This window comes from Planctomycetota bacterium (genome assembly GCA_035574235.1).
GTDB lineage: Bacteria > Planctomycetota > MHYJ01 > MHYJ01 > JACPRB01 > DATLZA01.
The window spans coordinates 1-21,172 of the sequence record DATLZA010000199.1 but is presented as its reverse complement, the minus strand read 5'-3'; the positions used below and the strand labels follow the sequence as shown (position 1 = coordinate 21,172).

The following is a 21,172-nucleotide window of genomic DNA, read 5'->3' as shown; positions in this document are numbered from 1 at the left end:
AATGCGGCGGATCGTTCTGATGTTCGGGGTGTGGGCGGCCGGGTGCGGGCGGGCGCCCGAGCCGGAGGTTCCGGCTCTCCCGCTGATGGAGCTGGGGGCCTTCGAATACAAGGACCGCATGACGCTTCCGGAGTCGGTGACACGGTGGAACGGCCGGAGGGTGAGGGCCACCGGCTTTATGAACCCCACGTCGCAGGCGCGGGGTCTGAAGACGTTTCTTCTCGTCAAGGACCGGGCCAGCTGCTGTTTCGGCCGCCGCCCGCAGATCAACCATTATGTCGAGGTGCGCCTCAAGCCCGGCCGGACGGCCGACTACACGACCGATCCCGTGACGGTCGAGGGGCGTTTTCTCGTGGAGGACCGCTGGGACGGGGACTGGCAGCTGGGGCTTTACTGGATGGACGAGGCGGAGGTGGTGCGGTGAGGATGCTCGCGCTGGCGGCGGCGCTGGCCGTTCAGGACGCGGGGCGGATCGCGCAGGAGGTGGAGTACGCCAACTCCAAGGACCGGCCGCAGCTTCAGGCGCAGGCGGTGCGCCGCCTTCTGGAGCGCGGCGGTCCCGCGGTGGCGGAGGCGCTCGTGGAGTTCGTGCGCCGGAACGGCCGGAACGCGCTTTCCCTGGCGTGCACGGAGGCCCTGGGGGAGCTCAAGGACCCGCGGATCGCGGCGCTTCTGCGGGAGCTGGCGGCGGATCCCGATTTTTACTGGAGGCCGGCCGCGATGAAGGCGCTGGCCGAGCACGCGGACCCGGCCGACCGGGAGCTTTTTCGCCGGGGGCTCGGCGACCGGCTGTGGGGGTGCCGGGTGGGGGCGATCCGCGGAGTGGAGCGTCTGGGGGATCGCGCGTCGATGGAGCGCCTGCGGGAGCTTCTCGGGGACGAGGTGTACGATGTCCGGGCGCAGGCCGCCCGGTCGCTGTACGCGATGGGAGATCCTTCGGGCCTTCCGGTGCTGGTCGAGGCGCTGCGGGCGGACGCGGTCTGGTTCGACATCGATTACGGCCAGATCGCGCGGGAGGATGCCTGGAACTTCCTCAAGAAGGCGGCGGGGGACGATTTCGGCTACAAGCCCTGGGATCCGCCCGACCGGCGGGCGGCGGGGCTGGCGAAGTTCGAGGCGTGGGTGGCGCGGACGTATCCGGACTGGCGGGAGCGGGTGCCGGAGAAGGCGCGCGCGCGGGCGGACCGGGTGGAGTACGTCTTCGGCTACGAGCTGCGGTCGTGCCAGAAAGGGGACTTTTTCTTCCGGATCGACGCGTCGGGGAACTTCGTTGTGGGGTATTTCACGCTCGAAAAGGCTCCGCTTTCGGCCGAAGAGCGCCGGGCGTTCGAGGAGGCGCTGGAGAAGGTCCGGCGGGTGGACCGGTCGATTCCGTACGGGCAGGGGGGCTGCGATTTCGAGCAGTACTACCTGCGGGAGGGGAACCGTTTCGAGAAGCTCTGGGTGGGCACGGGGGGCAGGCCCGCGGCGGCGGAGCCCTTCATCGAAGTCGTGGGGCGCATCGTGCGGGCGAAGTTCGGGGAGCGGGCGGGGAAGGATTTCGAGGAACGGGCGGCGCTTTTCCGGGGCGGGCGGGACGAGTAAGGGCGTTCACGCCTTTCCGTTGAGGAGCTTTCGCAGCGCCCGGGCGAGCTCGCCGGGGGTGGGCCGGTCGTCGGGGGATTTCTGGAGCATCCGCAGGACGAGTTTGCCCGCGGCCGGAGACACGCGCGGGTTGCGGGAGAGGGGGTTGGGCGGGGACTCCGTGACGTGCTGGATGAGGAACTGTCCCGGGGAGGGCCCGCGGAAGGGGAGCTCTCCGCAGAGCATCTGGAAGAGCGTCACGCCCAGGGAGTAGACGTCCGTGCGGCAATCGAGGCCCTTGAGGCCCTGAGCCTGCTCCGGGGAGGCGTAGGGCGGGGAACAGTTGACGGACCCGGTGAGGGTCAGCGTGATGTCGCTCGTGACGTCCTTGGAGAGTCCCAGGTCGCAGAGCTTCACCCGGCGATCCTTCGTGATCATGATGTTCTGGGGTTTCACGTCGCGGTGGATGATGCGGCGCTGCCAGGCGTAGTCGAGGGCGTCGGCCACGCGCAGGGCGATCTCGAGGGCGGTCGGCTCGGGAAGGATTCCCTTCCTGTGGAGGACGCGCTCGAGGGACAGGCCGTCGACGAACTCCATGATGAAGAACTTGTGGTCGCCGGCGATGCCGGCGTCGTAGGCGGCGACGATGTTGGGGTGGCTGAGCTTCTGGAGGTTGCGGGCTTCGACGAAGAACCGGTTGACGTACTCCTGGTCGGCGGCCAGAAAGGGGGCCAGGATCTTGACGGCCACCCAGCGGTTCATGATCGTGTCGCGCGCCTTGTAGACGGTGCCCATGCCGCCCTTGCCGAGGCACTCGAGGATTTCGTAGCCGGGCAGGAGGGTCCGCAGGTCGCCCGGCACGCGGCCGGCGCGCGCGCGGCCGCCGCCGGCGGGGGTCTTCCGGGCGGGCGTGGGGGCGGCTTTGTCCTTGCGGAAGACGGCGGTGCTCATGTGGATCGTATCGTGGACGCGGGTGTCGACGGGGGCGGTCGGGGAGGAGAGCTCGCGGCCGCAGTGTTTGCACGTGTAGGTTTCCTCGGCGCGGTAGTGGCGGACGTTGTAGCTCTTGCGGCAGGCGCGGCAGGTGAGGATGGTTTTCCCCTGGGCGCGCAGGACGAGGAGGACCTGTTCGCGGGTGAGGATCTTGCGCTCGAGAAGGATTTCGCCGAGGCGGCGGCGCACGCCCACCCGGCGGAGGTCTTCCTGGAGGCGCAGGGCCTTCTCGAGATCCTCGCGGGTCATGAACTTGAGGGCGACCGCGAGGCGGCCGAAGTCGAGGCTTTCGCGATCCTCCATATCCGCCCCCAGTATAACGCGGCCGGGCGGTTCGCGCGCGGGGCTCGACAACCTCCGCGCCCGCCGTTATGATGGGACTCCGGACCGGCGCCCCGCCGGATCCGGAACGCAGCCTTGGAAAAGCCCGAAGGTGTGACGTCCCATCACCTGACCCACCTCCGGCAGCTCGAGGCCGAAAGCATCCACATCCTGCGGGAAGTGGTGGCCGAATTCGAGCGGCCGGTGATGCTTTATTCCATCGGCAAGGATTCCTCGGTCATGGTGCGCCTGGCCCAGAAGGCTTTTTATCCGGCCAAGCCGCCCTTTCCGCTGCTTCACATCGACACGACCTGGAAGTTCCGGGAGATGTACGAGTTCCGGGACCGTTACATCCGCAAGGAGCTGGGCTGGGATCTTCTGGTCTACATCAATGAAGAGGGGCTGCGGCAGGGGGTGAACCCCTTCTCGGTGGGGTCCAAGAAGCATACCGACGTCATGAAGACGGAGGCCCTCCGGCAGGCCCTGACGAAGTATCGTTTCGACGCGGCCTTCGGCGGGGCGCGCCGGGACGAGGAGAAGTCCCGCGCCAAGGAGCGCGTCTATTCGTTCCGGGACCGGCACCATCGCTGGGATCCGAAGAACCAGCGCCCCGAGCTCTGGAACCTGTACAACGGCCGCATCGACCGCGGCGAATCCATCCGCGTCTTTCCCCTGTCCAACTGGACGGAGCTGGACGTCTGGATGTACATCCACCTCGAGAAGATTCCCATCGTGCCTCTCTATTTCGCCAAGGAGCGTCCCGTGGTGGAGCGGGACGGAACGCTCATCATGGTGGACGACGACCGGATGCCCCTGGCTCCGGGCGAAAAGCCCCAGATGCGGATGGTCCGGTTCCGGACGCTCGGCTGCTATCCCCTGACGGGGGCGATCGAATCGCGGGCTCAGACGCTCGAGGAGATCATCCAGGAGATGCTTGTGACGCGTCATTCCGAACGGCAGGGGCGCGTGATCGACTTCGACCAGGCGGCCTCGATGGAGCAGAAGAAGCGGGAGGGGTATTTCTGACATGGGCCCGCCGCGCGCCGACGAGAGCTCCGCCCCGCGCGATCGGGAGGAGATCGTCCGGGACGTCCGGGAATACCTGGCCCGGCACGAGCGCAAGGATCTTCTGCGCTTCCTGACCTGCGGCAACGTGGACGACGGGAAAAGCACCCTCATCGGCCGGCTGCTTCACGATTCCCGGCTCGTGTACGAGGATCAGCTCGCCGCCGTCCGGGCCGACAGCGCGCGGTACGGCACGACGGGAGGGGATCTCGACTTGGCGCTGCTCGTGGACGGGCTGCAGGCGGAACGCGAGCAGGGGATTACGATCGACGTCGCCTACCGGTATTTCTCGACGGCCCGCCGGAAGTTCATCATCGCCGACACGCCGGGGCACGAGCAGTACACCCGCAACATGGCCACGGGGGCCTCCACCTGCGACCTGGCGATCATCCTGATCGACGCCCGCCACGGGGTCCAGACGCAGACCCGTCGCCACACCTACATCGCCACGCTTCTGGGGATCCGGCACATCGTCGTGGCGGTCAACAAAATGGATCTCGTGGACTACCGGGAGGACGTTTTCCAGCGGATCCGGAGCGATTACGAGGATTTCGCCGACCGCCTGGAGATTCCGGACGTCCACTTCATCCCGATTTCGGCGCTCCAGGGCGACAACGTGGTGCACCCGAGCCCTCACATGCCGTGGTACCGGGGCTCGACGCTGATGTATCTCCTGGAGAATATCCACATCGCCTCCGACCGGAATCTTTCGGACCTCCGGTTTCCGGTGCAGCTGGTGAGCCGGCCCAACCTGGACTTCCGCGGGTACATGGGCACGATCGCCTCGGGCATCGTGCGCCGCGGGGACGAGGTTGTCGTTCTTCCGTCGCGCAAGGCCAACCGGGTCAAGTCGATCGTGACGTTCGACGGCGAGCTTCCGGAGGCCTTCGCGCCGATGGCGGTGACCCTGACGCTCGAGAAGGAGGTGGACGTCAGCCGCGGGGACATGATCGTCCATCCGGACAATCTGCCGCACGTGGACGACCGGTTCGAGGCGATGATCGTCTGGATGGCCGAGGAGCCCCTCAAGCTCGGAAAGTCCTACTTCGTCAAGCACGCGACGAAGCTCCTGGGGGGCCAGGTGACGGCCCTGCGATATCGGGTGGACGTGAACACGCTCGCGCAGGAACCGGCCTCCGAGCTCAAGCTCAACGAGATCGGCCATGCGGTGGTGGAGCTTTCGGAGCCCGTGGCTTTCGATGCGTACCGGAAGAACCGCGCGACGGGCGCCTTCATCGTGATCGACCGGCTGACGAACAACACGGTCGGGGCCGGGATGATCCTGGACCGCGAGACGGCGGACCGCCGGGCGGAGGTGGACCGTCTGGTCGAGGAGTCGCTGCGCCGGTACGCGCAGCGGCGGGCGAGCCGGGTGACTCCGGAAGAGCGGGCGCGCCGTCTGGGACACCGTCCGGCGACGCTCCTTCTGACGGGTCTCGTGGGCGCGGGAAAGGGGACGCTCGCGGTTGCGCTCGAAAGGGCGCTGTTCGACCGGGGGATCCTGGCGCAGGTGCTCGACGGCGGCAATGCGCGCTTCGGGGCGGCGGTGGATCCCGATTTCGATCCTCACGGGTCGGCGGAGTCGTTCCGCCGCGTGGCGGAGGCCGCGAAGCTTCTGAACGACGCGGGGGCGGTGGCGATTCTGGCCTTCGTGGCGGCGCGGGCCGACGAGCGGGCCCTCGTGCGCCGGATCGTGGGGGCGGAGCGCCTGCTGGAAATCTACCTCTCGACGCGTCCCGAGATCTGCCGCCGGCGCGACGCGGCGGGACTGTACGCGCGCGCGGAGGTCGGGCAGATCCCGCACTTCCCGGGCGTGACGGCGCCGTACGAACCGCCTCGTTCGCCGGACCTGGTGCTGGATACCTACGAGCTTTCGGTCGAGGCGTGCGTCGAGCGGGTGCTGGAGCGGCTTCGGAGTCGGGGCGTCCTTCCGTGACGGGGCCCGGCTTGAACGTGCAGTCCACTGCACGTGTACCGCTCAGGGGTATCGGTGCCGTCTCCCCCGGGAGGAACCTGATCGCCCTTTCGCCCCTGGGTCCGCCGCTTCTGGAGCGGTGGACGGGGCGGAGGCGGTTTCAGCGGGGGACGAGAACCGGCGCGAAACGTCCTACCTCCCCGGAGGAAAGATTCATCATCGTGGTCGCCGGCGCGTATTGCTCTTTGCTGTCTTCGACGTCGATGCGCAGACGCCCCGGCGGAACGTCCGCGGTCATCTCTCCCGTCCGCTCGTAAACCTCCTCCGGGGCCCAAGCCTCGGTCCTCCACGGATAGACCGTCCCGTCGGGGGACCAGTATACCCAACTGAGCGTGCGACGGTGCGGAAAGGCCTGCCCGGTACGGTGATCCCGCGGCGCCACGATCACCCGGGCGGACTTCCGCAGGTGGACCGTGACCCGGGTGTCCGTTTCGGGCTGGAGGCTCGCGTCCGCTTCCCCGTAAAGTCCCGCGTTGCCGATCGAGACGGCCATCACCCGGTAATTTCCCGGGGGCAAGCCGCGTCGGTGCGGGCTTGAAAGGTCGATAGTGCTGGTCACTTCGGTAAGATCCCTCCAGTCTTCTTTCCGGAAGAGTGTGACTCTCAGGGTGACCCAACTGACATTCGGATGGGGCGGTACGAATTCGATTTCGAGGTACTGGCCCCTTCGGTAGTTCGGATTGGGCTGCAAGACCACCACGATCTCGGTCGTCTGCCGGGGATCGATTTCCTGCCGGACCGGAAGGTACTTATCGGAATCATGGGATACCTCCAGAACCAGAGGCGCCAGGGGCACCGGGGGGGTCGTAAAGGAGCCGTCCTTTTCGGGTTTGGGACGATGATACCATCCGCTTTGCGCTTCGTCCGAAACCTCGTCCATATAAACCCACATGTCTTCCCGATCCTCGGGAGCCATATTGACCAGTCGTCCGCGCAGCCGCCGGCCCAGTCTTGGAACGATGGTCGTTTCATGAAGGGTGCCGGCGGGAGGCATGTTCAGGAGATGCTTCGCAAAGGCATCCTCCACAACCCCTTCCCCTTCGACTCGAAGCGTGATTACGGCCGGCCGTCCTTTCAGGCGTTGCGGATTCATCAGGATCATGGCGCGGCCTTCGTGATCGGTAATCACCGGCTCTTTGGTTTGAAAGACTCCTGAAACGGTCCAGACGCTCACAACCCCTCCACCCCTCTCCCTGAGACGATGCTCGAAGGGTCGGCCTTCCCGGTGGATACGCCCCTTCGACATGGACCAGCGCACCTGGAGACCGGGCAGAGGACGGCCGGCATCATCCTTCACATTCACGACGAGTTTCGCCAGCTCCGAGGCGGCCGCGGGGACGTCCGCTTTCGGGCCTTCCCGGCGTTCCGGAGTGTCCGTGGAGAACTTCCCGCTTTTTTCCTTGGGGTTCGTCCGCCCTTCCGTCGGCTCCTCGACGGCCGTTCTTTCCGGCGTCTCCCGGGGGGAGCGCCCCATCGACAGGCGGAGGACCACCATGGCGATGATGCACAGGATGAGAGGCAGCACAAGCCAGAACTGAGGGCCTCGCGCCATCTTTTTGAGCGCATTCATGACGAACGGCCTCGACCGATGCTCACTGTCCCACGACCGCTATGGGTCCTTGTGCTTGGCAAACGGCCCCGTGATCTTGTCAGGCTCAAAATGAAGCTCCTGCAACGGGATCGAAATGTTGAGGAGCAGGTTCGTAATGAAATTTTACAGCATTCGAGGACAGAGTAGACTATTGGGATGCTTGAGGCGCTCCGAAGTAACTCCGCGAGGAGGCGAAGACATGATTCCGAGGATGGCCCCGGACGGCGGTCGAGGCAGGCAAATCCTCTTTCTGTCGTATGCCTTTCTTGCGGTGCCTTTCGCTTCCGAAAATATCCAAGACGTCGGAGCCTTTGGAGAACGTTTGCGGGCCGTTTTGCTCCGAGAGTGCTCCCCATTCTACTCGCCCGACCAGGTGGAGGATCTGGCACGTTCGGCGGAGAGCTTTCTGAGCCGCGCTCGTGACGCGGACAGGCGGTCCAAGCTGTCACGCGACATCGAACGTTATCTCCTCACGCGAGCCGACAATTACGTCATGACATGGGTCAATCCATTGGGGGGAAATGCCGGGAGGGTCAAGTACTACCGTACGCCCGCAGGCTGGGAGCTGTTCAAGTACGAATTCGAAAAAAGAGTTTCCCGCGCGATCGCTCGAGAAAGGGCCAAAGACCTCAGTCCGGCCGTCGAGCAACAAATCGACCGAATTCTTCAGGCCATGCGCATACGGCTGTCGCAGCTGCTGGCGGGACCAGGGGCGGAGGAATATCTGCGTTCCCATCTTGAAAAGTGGCGCAGAAATCTGCTTGAAGATGCAGCGTCGGAACTGGAGTTTGCTTTCGAGCGGCCCTTGACGCCGGAGGAACTGGTCGCTCTCGAACGTGAGATTATGACCTTTCGGCCTGAGCGGGATCCTCTTCTCGACGCGGTGGAGAGCAATCCCGGCAAGGATCCGGATCGGGTATGGATCGAGGACGCCTCCAAGCCGCCCCTCAAGGCGAGTCACTGTGCGGATATGGGAATTTGGGCCCGAGTGGATGGATACATCCATCGGCTGGGGTTGCCCCCGGACTTCTTCGACGAGACGTACGAAACCCTGTCCGAGCGGCATGAACGAGAATGCGACGATTTGAGCGAGGTTCTGCGGGCCGATGGGCCGGTCGACTTGTCCGAGTTGGTTGTTAACCCCACGATTGAAAAGCCGGCCGCTCTTGCTCCGCCGGCTCCTCCCTCTTCTTCGGCGGGTGTTTCGCCGGGTGCGGCGTCTCCTTCGCCGGCGAAGAAGAACGAGCCGTCGGAGGGACCCGGGAAACCAGGGCACTGGATCGGGTGGCCGGTCGTCTTGGGAGGAATCGGGTTCTTGTGCCTGGTCGGAATGCTTGCATGGAAGTGGCGCGCCTTGCACCGCCGAGGCGCGTAGGTATCCGAACCGATTTTTCCCGTGCGCCTGTCCCGTAGGGGGTTGTGTAGCGCACCCGATTTCCTTGGATCCTGGCCAGATGGAAACGAGGAGTCACGGGATGCCCGCGTCGAGCGAGCGAGGCCAACGAGAGCGCCAGAGTTGAGGCGACCGGCTCATGAGGACGTTCAACGCCTCGGATATCGCACGCCCTCCGAGGCGCGCCAGGACTTCCTCCGAGCGGCCGGTCAAGCGGCGTGATTACCCTTTTTTCGTGACCGGGAAACCGGGGGCGGTACACGTAGCTCCCTCCGAAACCCGAGCCGCCGTGGCGCCTGAATCCCCCCCAGGGGCGAAGGCGATTCCTGTTGACCCGCCGCGGGCGAAAGCTATACTCGCTTCTCACCGATGAGATCCGCAGGGTTCCGGTTTCCGATCCGCCCCAAGGGAGACGGGGAGTGTTGTCCCGGCCTCGGGCGTGCGCGCCGGAGCCCGCTGGGCTAGTCGGTCCCCTCCCGCGTTCTTCAATCCCCGGCCGCACGCCCGACCCGAGATCCGCGAGCGTTTCAGAATCGCACGGAGCAACGTCATGACGCCGACCTGGAAAGACAAGCTGGCCGCCGAGATCCCCCCCGCCCTGGGGCTGGAGATCGACCAGTACGAAACCGACCTCCTCTTGCGCCGGCAGGGCAAAATCGACGAGAAGGTCTTCATGGAAGCCCGTCTCCGGCGGGGCGTTTACGGGCAGCGGTACGACTCCGGACAGCGCCACGACGGGAAAAAGACCCAGACCCTGCGCTACCCCTCCGGCGACCTCACCAAGGGGCCCGGCATCCTCTGGGATCACCCCGGCATGCAGCGCATCAAGATCCCCTACGGAGGCCTCAATCCGCGCCAGCTGGAAGTCCTGGCCGACCTGGCCGAGGAGTACTCGGACGGCATCCTCCACGTGACCACCCGGCAGGACATCCAGCTTCACTTCGTCCACATCGAGGACACGCCCGCGATCTTCCGCCGCCTGGCCGCCGTGGGGATCACCACCCGCGAGGCCTGCGGCAACTCCGTCCGCAACGTCACCGGATGCCCCCTCGCCGGCGTCTGCCGCGACGAAGCCTTCGACGTGACCCCCTACGCGAAGGCCTGCTCGCGCTTCCTCCTCGGACACAAGGACACCCAGAACTTCGGCCGCAAGTTCAAGATCGCCTTCTCCGGCTGCGCCCAGCACCCCTGCGGCCTGGCCCGCATGCACGACCTCGGGGCCGTCGCGCGCATCCGCGACGGCCGCCGCGGATTCGAACTCTACGTCGGAGGAGGACTGGGCCCGGTCCCCTATCAGGCCAAGCTCTTCGCGGAGTTCGTTCCGGAGGAGGAGCTCCTCCCCCTCGCGCAGGCCGTCTCCCGCATTTTCGGCCGGCTGGGCGAGAAGAAGAACCGCAACACGGCGCGCCTCAAGTTTCTGGTCAACAAGCTCGGCCTGGAGGAGTTCCGCCGCCTGGTGCTGGAAGAGCGCCGCGCGCTGCCGCCGGATCCCGCCTGGACGGCCTTCCTCGGCGAGCTCGAAGCCGCCGCCGAGAAGCCCTCCAAGCCCGCCGCGCCGCTCAACGGACAGCCGCGCCGCCCGAGCTTCGACGCCTGGTTCCGCACCAACGTCTACCGCCAGCGGCAACCCGGCTACGCGGCCGTCACCGTCACGTTGCCCCTCGGGGACTTCACCTCGCGGCAGGCCCGCGCCCTGGCCGATCTGGCGCGCGCGTACACGCCCGGGACGCTCCGGCTGACGGTGGATCAGAACATTCTCCTGCGCTGGGTGAGCGACGCGGATCTCCCGGCGCTGCACGCCGGCCTCGAGGACGCCGGGCTCGGCCAGCCCGGCGCCGGCACCGTGGTGGATGTCACCGCCTGCCCGGGGACCGACACCTGCAAGCTCGGAATCTCCTCCTCCCGCGGCCTGGCCGGCGTCCTGCGCGAGCGCCTGGCGGCCCGCGCGGCCTCGATGGACGAGGCGGTTCGGAACCTCACGATCAAGGTGAGCGGCTGCTTCAATTCCTGCGGCCAGCACCACGTGGCCGACCTGGGCTTTTACGGCGTCAGCCGCAAGAAAGGCAACTACACCGTGCCCCATTTCCAGGTGCTCGTGGGCGCCCGGCGGCAGGAAAACGCCTCCGCCTACGGCCTGGCCCTCATCGCCATCCCCTCCAAGCGCATCCCCGAGGTGGTGGACCGGCTCGCGGAGGCGTACCTCCGCCAGCGCGCCGCGGGCGAGAGCTTCTCCGGCTGGGTCCAGCGGATCGGGAAATCGCAGGTCCGCGCCCTGATCGAGGATCTCGCGGAGGTGCCGCCCTACGAGGCGGACCGGTCCTTCTACAGCGACTGGCACGATCCGCGCACCTACACGGTGAGCGACATGGGCGTGGGCGAGTGCGCCGGCGAGGTGGTCACGCCTCTGGACTTCGGACTGGCGGCCGCCGAGCGCGAGGCGTTCGAGGCCCAGGTGGCGCTCGACAAGGGCGATCCCGTGCGCGCGGCGGAGACGGCCCTCCGGGCGATGCTCCGCGCAGCGCGGGAGCTGGTGGCCTCCCAGCTCCCCGAGGTCTCCGAGGATCCCGCCGAGGTCGTGCGGGAATTCCGCGCCCGCTTCTACGACACCAAGCTCTTCTTCGACCCCTTCGTGGGAGGGAAATTCGCCCAGCACCTCTTTCAGGCCGTGGAGGAGCCGGCCGGAACCCTGGCGCCGGACGCGGCGCGCCGCCGGGTCGAAGAGGCGCAACTCTTCATCGAAGCCGCGCACGCCTGCCGCACCCGCATGGCTCAGGCGGCGGGAAAGGGACACGCATGAGCGCCGACGCCCTCGAGCTTCAGCGGTTCGCCATCAAGTTCTTCCTGCGCGATCCCGCCTCCGTCCGGCCCGAAGAGGTCCTGCGCCTCTTCCACCGCTGGATTCAGGAACGTCGCGTGGAAGGAATCCTCATCGACGTGGCCGACTACGCCCATGTTCCGGACGGCCCCGGCGTGGTCCTCATCGGATTCGAGGCGGATTATTTCCTCGATTCGATGGAGGGCCCGGCCGGGCTTCTCTACAACCGCAAGCGGCCTCTGGAGGGAGCGCTCCCGGCGCGCCTCCGGGCGGCGCTCCGGGCGGCGCTCGACGCCTGCGCCAGGCTCGAGGCGGAACCCGAATTCGAAGGGGCGGTCCGGTTCCGCGGCGACGAGGCGCTCTTCATCGCCAACGACCGGCTCCTGGCGCCGAACACCGAAGAAACGTTCGCGGTCCTGCGGCCCTCCCTCGAGGAGGCCTTCGGCGCGCTCTGGGGCGGCGCGGCGCGGCTGGAGCGCGAAGGCGGCGATCCGCGGCGGAGGCTCGCCGTCCGCGTCCGGGGCGACCGGCCCGCCGAGGCGGCCGCGCTTCGGGAGCGCCTGGGCGCATGACGTTCCAGGAGATCATCCACAAGGTCGGCAAGGGCCCCCACCACGCCGAGGATCTCTCGGCGGAGGAGGCGGAGTTCGCCTTCCGCTTCCTCCTGGACGGCCGGGCCACGCCGCTTCAGATCGGCGGATTCCTTCTGGCGCTGCGCGCCAAGTCCGAGACGGCCGTGGAAGTGGCCGCCTTCGCGCGCGTCCTGCGGGAGCGGCGGCCGCGCGTTCCCGCGCCGCCCGGGACGCTCGACGTCCCGGCCTACGCGGGCAAGGCGCGGACGTTCCACGCGCTCCCGGCCGCCGCCGTGGTCCTGGCCGCCTCCGGCCTGCCGGTGCTCCTGCACGCCTACAACGAGGCGCCCGGGCGGCTCGGGACGGGCGATCTCCTGCGGGCGCTCGGGGCGGGCCCCGGAACGCTCGAGCGCCACGGCCTGGGGTATCTCGACATCCGCGATTACTTCCCCCGCCTCTGGGAGTTTCTGGAGCTGCGCAAGGAGCTCGGCGTGCGCTCGGTCTTCAACGTGGTCGCGCGGCTTCTCGATCCGGCGGACGCGCGCCGGCACCTGATCGCCATCACCCATCAGCCGTACTTCGAGAAGTTCCGCGGGGCGCTGGAATCCCTCGGCGCTGAGCGGGCGGCGATCGTCATGGGCTCCGAGGGCGAGCCCGAGGCGCCGTTCCACGGCGTGACCCGCGCGGTGGAAGTCCCGGGCGGCGCGGAGCGCGTCTTCCGGCCGGAGGACGTGGGCCTGCCCCGGACGCGGCCGGCGGACCTTCCGGCCGGAACGCTCGAGGAGGAGCTGGCCCTCACGCGCCGGGTCCTGGCGGGGGAGCGCCTGCCGGCGCGCCACGTCGTGGTGCTCACGGCGGCCACGGGACTTTACGTCGGGGGCCGCGCGGCCTCCTGGGCGGAGGGCGTGGCCAGGGCGCAGGAGACGCTCGATTCCGGCCGGGCGCGGGAGAAGCTCGAGGCGATGGCGCGCTGATCGCGGTCCGTTCGGGAAATTTCTCACTCCCCCGGTCCGCCGGAGTACAATGGAAAAGGGATGGACGAGACGAGCGCAAGCTACACCCGCACGGACGTCGGACTCGACACGCAGCAGTTCGGCCGCGCGCCGCGGCGTCTCTTCGCGGCGACGCTCCTGGGGGCGTCGGTCCTGACCGCGGCCACGGGATGGGCGCTGGAGCGCTACCGGCAGGCGGCCGCGGATTCCCCGCTCGACCGCTGGCCCGTGGCGGCCGAGGCGCTTCTGTGGATCGGCCGCGCCCTGCAGCACCCCGCCGGCATGGCCCTCTCGGTCTTCGCGGTGACGACGCTTCTCCTTTTGGCCCTCAAGGGCGCGCTCGACCGGTTCCTGAAGCTCCTGATCGGGCTGAACGCCGTGTGGCTGATCCTCTTCGTCGTCGGCGCGGCGACCTCCTGGGCGCTTCTGGCGCGCGTGGCGCGCTTCCTGGCGGGGCCCGAACCTTGAAGATTCCCCGGGGCCGGGAGATCAGTGCACGTAGTCGGCGCGCGTCCGGCGGGGCCGCGCGCTTACCCTTCCTCGAAAATCCGCAGCATCACCGGGCGGCCCGTGAGCACCGGAAGGCGGGCGATCTCCTCCAGGGCCTTGCGGAGCGCCGACTCCCGGCAGCGGTGCGCCAGGATCTTCACGTTCCCGCAGCCCGGACGGCCTTCGACGAGCGTGGCCGCGGCGTGCGAGATCGAGATCCCGCGGTTGCCGAGCGCCGTGGCGATCAGGCCGATGACGCCCGGCACGTCCCGGATGGGAAACCGCAGGTAGTACTTGGACTCGAGATCCGCCGCGATCGGCCGGTGCACCGGGGCGGGCAGGTGCCAGACGGCCTCTCCCCGTCCGTGGCCGTTCTGGGCGATGTCGATGATGTCGGAGAGCACCGCGCTGGCGGTGGGGAGGGACCCCGCCCCCTTTCCGGTGAAGATCATCTCGTCCACGGCGTCCCCGCGGAGAAGGACGCTGTTGAACTCGTTGCGGACGTGGGCCAGCGGGTGGACGTCCGGCAGGAGCGCCGGGTGCGCCCGGAGGTCGAGCGCCTCGCCGAGGTCCTTGCCGACGACGATGTGCTTGATGACGTAGCCGAGCTCGCGGGCCGTCCGGATGTCTTCGGCCTCGACGTGCCGGATCCCCTCGACGAGGAAGCTCGTCCGGTCGAGCTCCACTCCGAAGGCGATCTCGGCCAGGATCTGGAGCTTCTGCGCGGCGTCGTGTCCCTCGACGTCGAGGGTGGGATCCGCCTCCGCGAAGCCCCGCTTCTGCGCCTCCGCGAGGGCGGCGTCGAACGTGCAGCCCTCCTCGGTCATGCGGGTGAGGATGTAGTTGCAGGTTCCGTTGACGATCCCGACGAGGGTCGCGATGCGGTTGCCCACGAGTCCGGCCGAAATCGCGCGGATGATGGGGATGCCCCCGCAGACGGAGGCTTCGAAGCCGATCCGGACGCGGCGTTCCTGGGCGCGCCGGAAGATCTCCGCCCCGGAGACGGCCAGGAGGGCCTTGTTGGCGGTGACGACGTTCTTGCGGGCCTCGATCGCCCGCGTGATGTAATCCCGGGCGGGCTCCAGGCCCCCCATCAGCTCGACGACGACGTCGATGTCGGGGGCTTCGAGGATCGCGGCCGCGTCGGTGGTCACGAGCTCGCGCCCCACGGGACGTTCCTTGGACGGGTCGCGCACGAGGACGCGCCGGACCTCGAGCGCCACCCCGGTGCGGTCGGCGACCACGGAGCGGTTACGGCGGATGAGCTCCACGAGGCCGCGGCCGACCGTGCCGCAGCCCAGGAGCCCGATGCGCACGTCCTTCATGCCACGCCGACCGCCGCGCTGGTCTTGACCTTCTCGAGGGCCTGCTCGAGGTCGGCGACCAGGTCGCGGACGTCCTCGAGGCCCACGGAGAGCCGGATGAGCCCGTCGGCGATGCCGACCTGGCGGCGCACCTCGGGTTCGACCGACGCGTGGGTCATCGTGGGCGGATGGCACAGAAGCGACTTCACGCCGCCCAGGCTTTCGGCCAGCGTCCAGAGCCGGACGTTGGAGGTGAAGCGCTTGGCCTCCTCGACGTCCGCCTTGAGCTCGAAGGAGACCATCGCGCCGAAGTCTCTCATCTGGCGCCGGGCGACGTCGTGGCCCGGGTGGGACGGAAGGCCGGGGAAGTAGACGCGGGCCACCTTGGGGTGGCGGCCCAGGAACTCGGCGATCGCGCGGGCGTTGGCGCAGTGGCGGTCCATCCGGACGGCCAGCGTCTTGACCCCCCGGAGAGTGAGGTAGCAGTCCCAGGGCGCCGGGACGGCTCCCACGGCGTTCTGGTAGAACTTGAGCTGCTCGTGAAGAGCCGGATCCGCCGTCACGAGCGCGCCGCCCAGGACGTCCGAGTGGCCGTTGATGTATTTCGTGGTGGAGTGGAGCGCGATGTCGGCCCCGAGCTTGAGGGGCGACTGGAGATAGGGGGACGCGAAGGTGTTGTCCACGACGACGAGCGCGTGGCGGGCTTTGGCGATCCGGACCGCCCCCGCCAGGTCGATGATCCGCAGAAGCGGGTTCGAAGGGGTTTCGAGCCACAGAAGCTTGGTCTGCGGGGTGAACGCGCGCTCGATGTTTTCGAGCTTCGTGGCGTCCACGAAGGTGAAGCGCACGCCGAATTTCTCGTAGAGCTTGGTGAAGATGCGGTAGGCGCCGCCGTAGAGGTCCTGGCAGGTGACCACGTGGTCGCCGGTCCGCAGGAGGTTGAGGACGTTGTTGATGGCGGCCATGCCGCTGGCGAAGGCCAGCCCGAATTTCCCGCCCTCTTCGAGCGAAGCCAGACATTCCTCGAGGGCCGTGCGGCTGGGATTCCCCGTGCGGGCGTAGACGTATCCCTTGTGGACGCCCGGAGCTTCCTGGCCGAAGGTGGAGGTCTGATAAACGGGGACGTTGATCGCCCCGGTGGTTTCGTCGTTGGGCTGCCCCGCATGGATGGCGCGCGTCGAGAATTCGTACCCCATGGTCGTCTCCCTACTGGATGGAGGTTCGTGCGGTGTCGCGTCCCGGGCCCGGGGCGTCCGACGGACAGGGGGTGACTACCGGCTCACCGCCCGGCACAGGTCCGCCGCGCCCGTGCCCGGGCGTCGCATCGCCATGCTCCGGCCGACGTGCGGGTTTTTCATCGAAACCGTCCGCCGCCCTGCGGGGCGAACGAGGACCGAATATATCCCCCGGCGCAGCGCATTGTCAATAAGGACGTTCGGCGTTCAAGGCCGCCGGTGCTGGAGGAACCATTCCGCAAGGTTCTCCTCCCGGTACGCTTTGTCCCATGAGTTGTGCCCTACGCCCGGATAGATCGTGAGCTTGGGGTTTCCGCCGGCGGCCTTGACGGCCTCCACCATCCGGACCGAAAGCGCGTGCGGAACCGCCTTGTCCTGGTCGCCGTGGAAGGCCCAGATGGGGAGGTCCTTCAGGGCGGCGGCCTCGGACGGGTCGCCCCCGCCGCAGATCGGCGCCAGCGCGGCGAACAGCTTGGGGTGCTTGGCGCCCAGCCTCCATGTGCCGAACCCTCCCATCGAAAGACCCGTCAGGTAGAGGCGCGTCTCGTCGATCGAGTACTCTTTCCGGGCCGCTTCGAGGATCGCCAGGAGAAGCTCTTCGTGCACCATCCAGCGGTTCCGGACCTCTCCCGTGGGCGGCGCCTGCGGGAAAAGGACGATGAAGTTCCACTTCTGCGGCGCCTGGCGGATCGCCGGCCCGAGCCCCACCGTGGTCTGCTTGCGGCCGTCGGTGCCCGTCTCGCCGGCGCCGTGGAGGAAGAGGATCGCCGGGTGCGGCGTGCCGGGCCGGTATTCCTTGGGAACGTAGATCACGTACTTGGTGGGGGTCCCCTTATAATCGATCGTCTTGTCCACGAAGCCGGGCGCTTCCGCCTGAAGCGCCAGGGCCGCCAGCGTCCAGATCGCCATCGCGCGTCTCCTTGATCGGCAAGGCCCTCCATCCTACTTCGACGGGCCGCCCGCGCAAGCGCCGAATCGCGTCCCTCAGGGCCGGGACAGCGCCGTCCCGATCATGTGTCCGGCCGTCACCAGGGCCGCCGCGTAAAGAAGGATCACGAAGGGCTTCTCCGGCACCCGCCGATGGAGCCACGCGCCCGACAGCGTGCCGAGCGGGATGAGGGGAACGAGCCAGACGGAATCCCGCAGCGTCGACGCGTTGATCGTGCCGAGGGCCACGAACGTGGGCACTTTCGAGAGGTTGATGAGGAAGAAGTAGAAAACGAGGGTTCCGACGATGCGCCGTTTCTCCACCTTCTCCTGCAGGAGGTAGAGCGTCACGATCGGCCCGGCGGAATGGCTGAGGGTCGAAACAAAGCCGGCCAGGCACCCGACGCCCACGCCGGAGGCGGGATGGGACGGCAGGGTCGGCACGGGGCGGCCCGTCAGACCCCAGGCCTGCAGCAGCACGAAGGCCGCGCAGATCGCGCCGATGAGGAGCGCCAGCGTTTTCTGGAAACCCGCGGGATTCGAGTGCCGCAGCATCCAGAAGGCCGCCGACCCGGTCGCCACGCCGATCGCCCCGCCCCAGAAGAGCGGCTTCAGAAGCCGCCACTCGTAGGCGCGCAAGTGGTGGAGGTTGGAGAGCGCGTCCGCGGCGATGAGGATCGGAAGCATGACGCCCAGCATGTGTTGCGGAGGCATGACCGCGCCCATGAGGGGGATTGCGACGATTCCGATTCCGCCGCCGAAGCCGGCCTTGCTCAATCCGACGATGAAGACGGAGGCGCCGACGCAGAGGAAATAGACCCAGGGTTCGACCCCCGCGGGAATCTGCGGCCAGATCATGAGGCGGGAGGGGGCTCGGGGGGCGAGGCGCGCCGGGGGCGCAGGGCCCAGGCCGCGGCTCCGAGCGCCGCCGCCAGCGCGGCCGCTCCGAGGCGCGGGCCGGCCGGAGATCCGGCTCCCGGTTCGACCGCGGGATCGTAGCCCACGCCGCCCCAGGGCGAGCAGCGGGACAGGCGCCCGAGGGTCCGCGCCGTTCCCGGAAGCGTGCCGTAGGCTTCGAGCGCCTCGAGGGCGTAGGCGGAGCAGGAGGGCAGATATCGGCAGCGCACGCCCGCCCTGTGCAGGAGCGGCGAGAGCAGGGCCTGATAGCCCCGGACGGCGGCCGCCGCGGCGCGGACGGAAATCTGAGCGCGCGGCGGAAGGAAGGACTCGGCCAGAAGCGCGAGCGTCAGCGCCAGCAGTCCGAGGGTCAGGCCGCGCAGGAATCGTCGCATGGCGTCAGGGCCATTCTCGTCGCGCCGGGGAGCGGTGTCAACGGGCGCCCGGAGGGCGGGTGTGGGCGAAGACGCCGGCGGCCAGGACGGGGTAGGCGGCGTCGAGGAGGACGTTTTGCCAGTGGTGACGCAGTCCGTCGAGGGTGGCAAAGAAGGCCGAGCCGAGGGCGGCGAGCGCGACGGCGATCCAGGCGCCCCGCCGCGGCTTCCAGAGCGTTGCCCCGGCCAGCCCCAGAAGCACGCCGTGGAAGATCATGAAGAGTCCGTAGGTGCGCGACGCGTAGAGGCCTTCTCCGCCGGAGTGAGGGGCGGTGGCGATGGCGAATCCGATCAGGAGGCTCCAGGCGGCGTAGAGATGGCTGACGAGCGAGAGGGTTCGCAGCAGGATCCGCCGGTTTCGTTCCTCGTGAGAGATCGCCGGAGCGGATTCGATCACGGTGGACACTATACTACAGGTTTTCGGCGGGAAATATGTCCTGTCTTCTTTACGCCACGGACCTTCATGGGAACGTCGCGGCGTATGAGGAGCTTTTCGCGCTCCCGGCGGAGGCGATCGTCCTGGGAGGGGACCTCCTGCCGCATCCGTCCGGGGCCGGCGAACGGCTTCCGGAAATTCAGCGCGCCTTCGCCCGGGATTACCTGGCGGCGAAGTTCCGGTCGCGCCCCTGCTTCTGGATTCCGGGCAACGACGATCTGGCGGCCGCTCTGGCGCCCCTGGACGGGGTCGGAACGCCGATCCATGGGCGCGCGGTGGAGTTCCTGGACGGCTTGTGGATCGCCGGCTACGCCTGCGTTCCCGTCACCCCCTTCTCCCTGAAGGACTTCGACCGGTACGACGACGACGGCTGGGAGCCCGCGCGCGTGCCGCGTTCCTGGAAGGCGAGCGGCCCGGCCGGCTGGCGCGCGACCTCGCCCGACGAGATCCGTTCGCTCGGGACGATCGCCCGGGATCTGGAGCGCCTGGCGGCGCTCTCGGATCCTGCGAAGACGGTCTACGTCGCGCACACCCCGCCCTGGGGGACGGGGCTGGATCGCCTGGGGGACGGCACGCCGGTCGGCAGCCGGGCGCTGCGCGCGTTCCTGGAGCGGCGCGGCCCGCCGCTTTCACTCCACGGCCATATCCACGAGTCGCCCGGGGTCGCGCGGCTGGGACGGACGGTCGCGGTCCAGCCGGGCGACAGCGCCGCGCGCCTGCGCGCGGTGCGCGTGAACCTGGGCGACTTCTCGGTCACGCCTCTTCTCCCGTGAACTCGAATTCGGTGGCGCCCACGCGGATCGCGGCGCCGGGGCGCAGCGCCCGCGGAACGGCGACGCGCTCGCCGTCCACGAAGGTGCCGTTGGCGCTGGCCAGATCTTCGATCCAGAATTCCCCGTCCCGCCGGACGATCCAGCAGTGGTATCGCGACACGGCCGGGTCGGGAAGCGACACGTCGTTATAGGGATGGCGGCCGATGCGCAGCGCGCCCCGAAGCTCGTAGGTTTGTCCCGCCCAGGGACCGCTGCGCAGCCGCAGGGTCGCCGGCGCGGCGGCAAGGACGTTCATGGGTTCCCCCTCTCCATCCGGGACGGTCGGCCGTCCCGGTCCATTATAGCTTATACTTTGTAACTTACAAGTACCCCGCCTTCGGTTCCGGCGGCCGGCGGAGGGGAAGGCTCCGGCGCCGATTCCCTGCGCCTTTCGAGGCGGACGCGGTGTAGAATGAAGATTCCCCGGGGGGCCCGGGCGTGAGGGACGGGGGAGGCTCGATGTAACGGGCCTGTCGGCGCCCGTTATTTATAGTGGAAACCCGACGGGAGGATCCTTCCCATGGACGAGCAATCCCTCATCCAGCAGGTTCAGGAAGGCAACCTCGAGGCCTTCGGGCGCCTCATGGACCTCCACATGCGGCGCCTCCGGGCCGTCATCGCCCTGAGCGCCCCCGTGCCTCACCTCATCGACGAGATCGCCCACGAGACCTTCGTCTTCGCGTACAACCACATTCACGAGTTCCAGCGCGGCACCTCCTTCTTCGCCTGGATCAAATCGATCGCCTGGAACCTGCTGCGGGCCGAGATCCAGCGTTTCAGCCGGGAGCAGGCCAATCAGGCCAAGTACGCCGAGCGCCGCGTCTTCGAGGCCACGCCTCTCAAAACCCCCGAGCGCGCCGAGCGCGAAATCGAGGGGCTCGAAAAATGCCTCGAGCGCGTCCCTCCGCGCCTCCGGCAGCTCCTTCAGATGCGCTACCACCTCTCGTTCTCCACCCAGGAAATCGCCGAGCGCGCCGGCCAGAGCGCCGCGTGGGTGCGCACCACCCTCTGCCGCCTCCGCCGTCAGCTTCGCGAATGCCTCGAGGACCGCCTCCTGGCGGAAAAGTCATGAACCTCGCGGAACTCTTCGACCGCTACCTCGCCGGGGAACTCGACGCCGAGACGGAGGCGAAGCTCGAAGCCGAGCTGGCCGCCCGACCCGAAGCGGTCCGCGAGCTGGCCGAGCAGGTCCCCCTGGATCAGGCGCTCCGCGTCCTTCTGGGAGACGAGACCGCCGACCAGGCCGTCACCGTGAGCGTTCTGGCCGTCCTCCGCGGCCGGCCGACCGAGAACTTCAAGACCGAAATCCTCGAGAAGGTCAAGCAGCAGGCCGAAGAGCGCCGCCCGGCGCGCGCCGA

The 21,172-nt window shown here is 68.2% G+C and carries 21 protein-coding genes; 12 read left to right on the top strand and 9 right to left on the bottom strand.

The features are described from left to right. Position 1: 1 nt before the first annotated feature. Positions 2 to 424, top strand: a complete 423-nt coding sequence (locus tag VNO22_18635) for a DUF3299 domain-containing protein (protein ID HXG63395.1) — start codon at positions 2 to 4, stop codon at positions 422 to 424. 2 nt (positions 425 to 426) lie between these two features. After that, entirely contained in the window at positions 427 to 1,584 is a 1,158-nt protein-coding gene (locus VNO22_18630; protein ID HXG63394.1) for a HEAT repeat domain-containing protein, read from the top strand. A 6-nt stretch (positions 1,585 to 1,590) separates the two neighbouring features. On the opposite strand, the gene VNO22_18625 is transcribed toward VNO22_18630, so the two are convergent. Further along, the gene (locus VNO22_18625; GenBank protein ID HXG63393.1) at positions 1,591 to 2,859 is read right to left on the bottom strand and encodes a serine/threonine-protein kinase; all 1,269 of its coding nucleotides are present in this window, start codon (positions 2,857 to 2,859) and stop codon (positions 1,591 to 1,593) included. Positions 2,860 to 2,973: 114 nt separating this feature from the next. On the opposite strand from VNO22_18625, the gene cysD reads away from it, so the two are divergent. Together cysD and cysN are read left to right on the top strand one after the other, a co-directional pair. Continuing rightward, positions 2,974 to 3,903: a sulfate adenylyltransferase subunit CysD gene (cysD, locus tag VNO22_18620; GenBank protein ID HXG63392.1), complete on the top strand. Its 930-nt coding sequence runs from the start codon at positions 2,974 to 2,976 to the stop codon at positions 3,901 to 3,903. A 1-nt stretch (position 3,904) separates the two neighbouring features. Further along, positions 3,905 to 5,878: a sulfate adenylyltransferase subunit CysN gene (cysN, locus tag VNO22_18615; protein ID HXG63391.1), complete on the top strand. Its 1,974-nt coding sequence runs from the start codon at positions 3,905 to 3,907 to the stop codon at positions 5,876 to 5,878. A 139-nt stretch (positions 5,879 to 6,017) separates the two neighbouring features. Here the strand turns inward: cysN and VNO22_18610 are convergent, their stop codons facing one another. Further along, a complete protein-coding gene (locus tag VNO22_18610) occupies positions 6,018 to 7,487 on the bottom strand; it encodes a hypothetical protein (GenBank protein ID HXG63390.1) in 1,470 nt (489 codons plus the stop codon). A 220-nt stretch (positions 7,488 to 7,707) separates the two neighbouring features. On the opposite strand from VNO22_18610, the gene VNO22_18605 reads away from it, so the two are divergent. The 5 genes from VNO22_18605 to VNO22_18585 all read left to right on the top strand — a co-directional run bounded on the left by VNO22_18605 (position 7,708) and on the right by VNO22_18585 (position 13,748). Further along, on the top strand, positions 7,708 to 8,883 hold the full coding sequence (locus VNO22_18605; GenBank protein ID HXG63389.1) for a hypothetical protein: 1,176 nt from the start codon (positions 7,708 to 7,710) through the stop codon (positions 8,881 to 8,883). Between the two features lie 568 nt (positions 8,884 to 9,451). Continuing rightward, entirely contained in the window at positions 9,452 to 11,698 is a 2,247-nt protein-coding gene (locus VNO22_18600; GenBank protein ID HXG63388.1) for a nitrite/sulfite reductase, read from the top strand. Next, entirely contained in the window at positions 11,695 to 12,288 is a 594-nt protein-coding gene (locus VNO22_18595; GenBank protein HXG63387.1) for a hypothetical protein, read from the top strand. The genes VNO22_18600 and VNO22_18595 overlap by 4 nt, the downstream gene beginning before the upstream one ends. After that, on the top strand, positions 12,285 to 13,262 hold the full coding sequence (locus VNO22_18590) for an anthranilate phosphoribosyltransferase (GenBank protein ID HXG63386.1): 978 nt from the start codon (positions 12,285 to 12,287) through the stop codon (positions 13,260 to 13,262). Before VNO22_18595 ends, VNO22_18590 begins: the two co-directional genes overlap by 4 nt. A gap of 60 nt (positions 13,263 to 13,322) precedes the next feature. Further along, complete coding sequence (locus VNO22_18585; GenBank protein ID HXG63385.1) at positions 13,323 to 13,748, top strand: hypothetical protein; 426 nt, start codon at positions 13,323 to 13,325, stop codon at positions 13,746 to 13,748. 62 nt (positions 13,749 to 13,810) lie between these two features. Here the strand turns inward: VNO22_18585 and VNO22_18580 are convergent, their stop codons facing one another. The 6 genes from VNO22_18580 to VNO22_18555 all read right to left on the bottom strand — a co-directional run bounded on the left by VNO22_18580 (position 13,811) and on the right by VNO22_18555 (position 18,963). Then, positions 13,811 to 15,094, bottom strand: coding sequence for a homoserine dehydrogenase (locus VNO22_18580; protein ID HXG63384.1), 1,284 nt, complete (start codon positions 15,092 to 15,094; stop codon positions 13,811 to 13,813). After that, the gene (locus VNO22_18575) at positions 15,091 to 16,269 is read right to left on the bottom strand and encodes a cystathionine gamma-synthase (protein HXG63383.1); all 1,179 of its coding nucleotides are present in this window, start codon (positions 16,267 to 16,269) and stop codon (positions 15,091 to 15,093) included. The genes VNO22_18580 and VNO22_18575 overlap by 4 nt, the downstream gene beginning before the upstream one ends. A 246-nt stretch (positions 16,270 to 16,515) precedes the next feature. Further along, positions 16,516 to 17,217 carry a prolyl oligopeptidase family serine peptidase gene (locus VNO22_18570; protein ID HXG63382.1) on the bottom strand — a complete coding sequence of 234 codons (702 nt, stop codon included), beginning with the start codon at positions 17,215 to 17,217 and terminating at the stop codon, positions 16,516 to 16,518. Positions 17,218 to 17,292: 75 nt separating this feature from the next. Further along, positions 17,293 to 18,093, bottom strand: a complete 801-nt coding sequence (locus tag VNO22_18565; GenBank protein HXG63381.1) for a sulfite exporter TauE/SafE family protein — start codon at positions 18,091 to 18,093, stop codon at positions 17,293 to 17,295. Further along, positions 18,090 to 18,527 (bottom strand): membrane protein insertion efficiency factor YidD, encoded by a 438-nt coding sequence (gene yidD, locus VNO22_18560; GenBank protein ID HXG63380.1) that lies wholly within the window; start codon positions 18,525 to 18,527, stop codon positions 18,090 to 18,092. Before yidD ends, VNO22_18565 begins: the two co-directional genes overlap by 4 nt. A 37-nt stretch (positions 18,528 to 18,564) precedes the next feature. Beyond that, on the bottom strand, positions 18,565 to 18,963 hold the full coding sequence (locus tag VNO22_18555; protein ID HXG63379.1) for a hypothetical protein: 399 nt from the start codon (positions 18,961 to 18,963) through the stop codon (positions 18,565 to 18,567). Positions 18,964 to 18,998: 35 nt separating this feature from the next. Here VNO22_18555 and VNO22_18550 point away from each other — a divergent pair, with 35 nt between their 5' ends. Then, positions 18,999 to 19,775 carry a metallophosphoesterase gene (locus VNO22_18550; GenBank protein HXG63378.1) on the top strand — a complete coding sequence of 259 codons (777 nt, stop codon included), beginning with the start codon at positions 18,999 to 19,001 and terminating at the stop codon, positions 19,773 to 19,775. Here the strand turns inward: VNO22_18550 and VNO22_18545 are convergent. Then, a complete protein-coding gene (locus tag VNO22_18545; GenBank protein HXG63377.1) occupies positions 19,756 to 20,070 on the bottom strand; it encodes an FHA domain-containing protein in 315 nt (104 codons plus the stop codon). The two genes, VNO22_18550 and VNO22_18545, sit on opposite strands and share 20 nt — an antisense overlap. Positions 20,071 to 20,334: 264 nt before the next feature. Between VNO22_18545 and VNO22_18540 the strand changes: the two genes are divergently transcribed. Beyond that, a complete protein-coding gene (locus tag VNO22_18540) occupies positions 20,335 to 20,886 on the top strand; it encodes a sigma-70 family RNA polymerase sigma factor (protein HXG63376.1) in 552 nt (183 codons plus the stop codon). Next, positions 20,883 to 21,172, top strand: a 290-nt coding sequence (locus VNO22_18535; protein ID HXG63375.1) for a hypothetical protein, incomplete at its 3' end; no start/stop codon positions are given. The genes VNO22_18540 and VNO22_18535, both read left to right, overlap by 4 nt.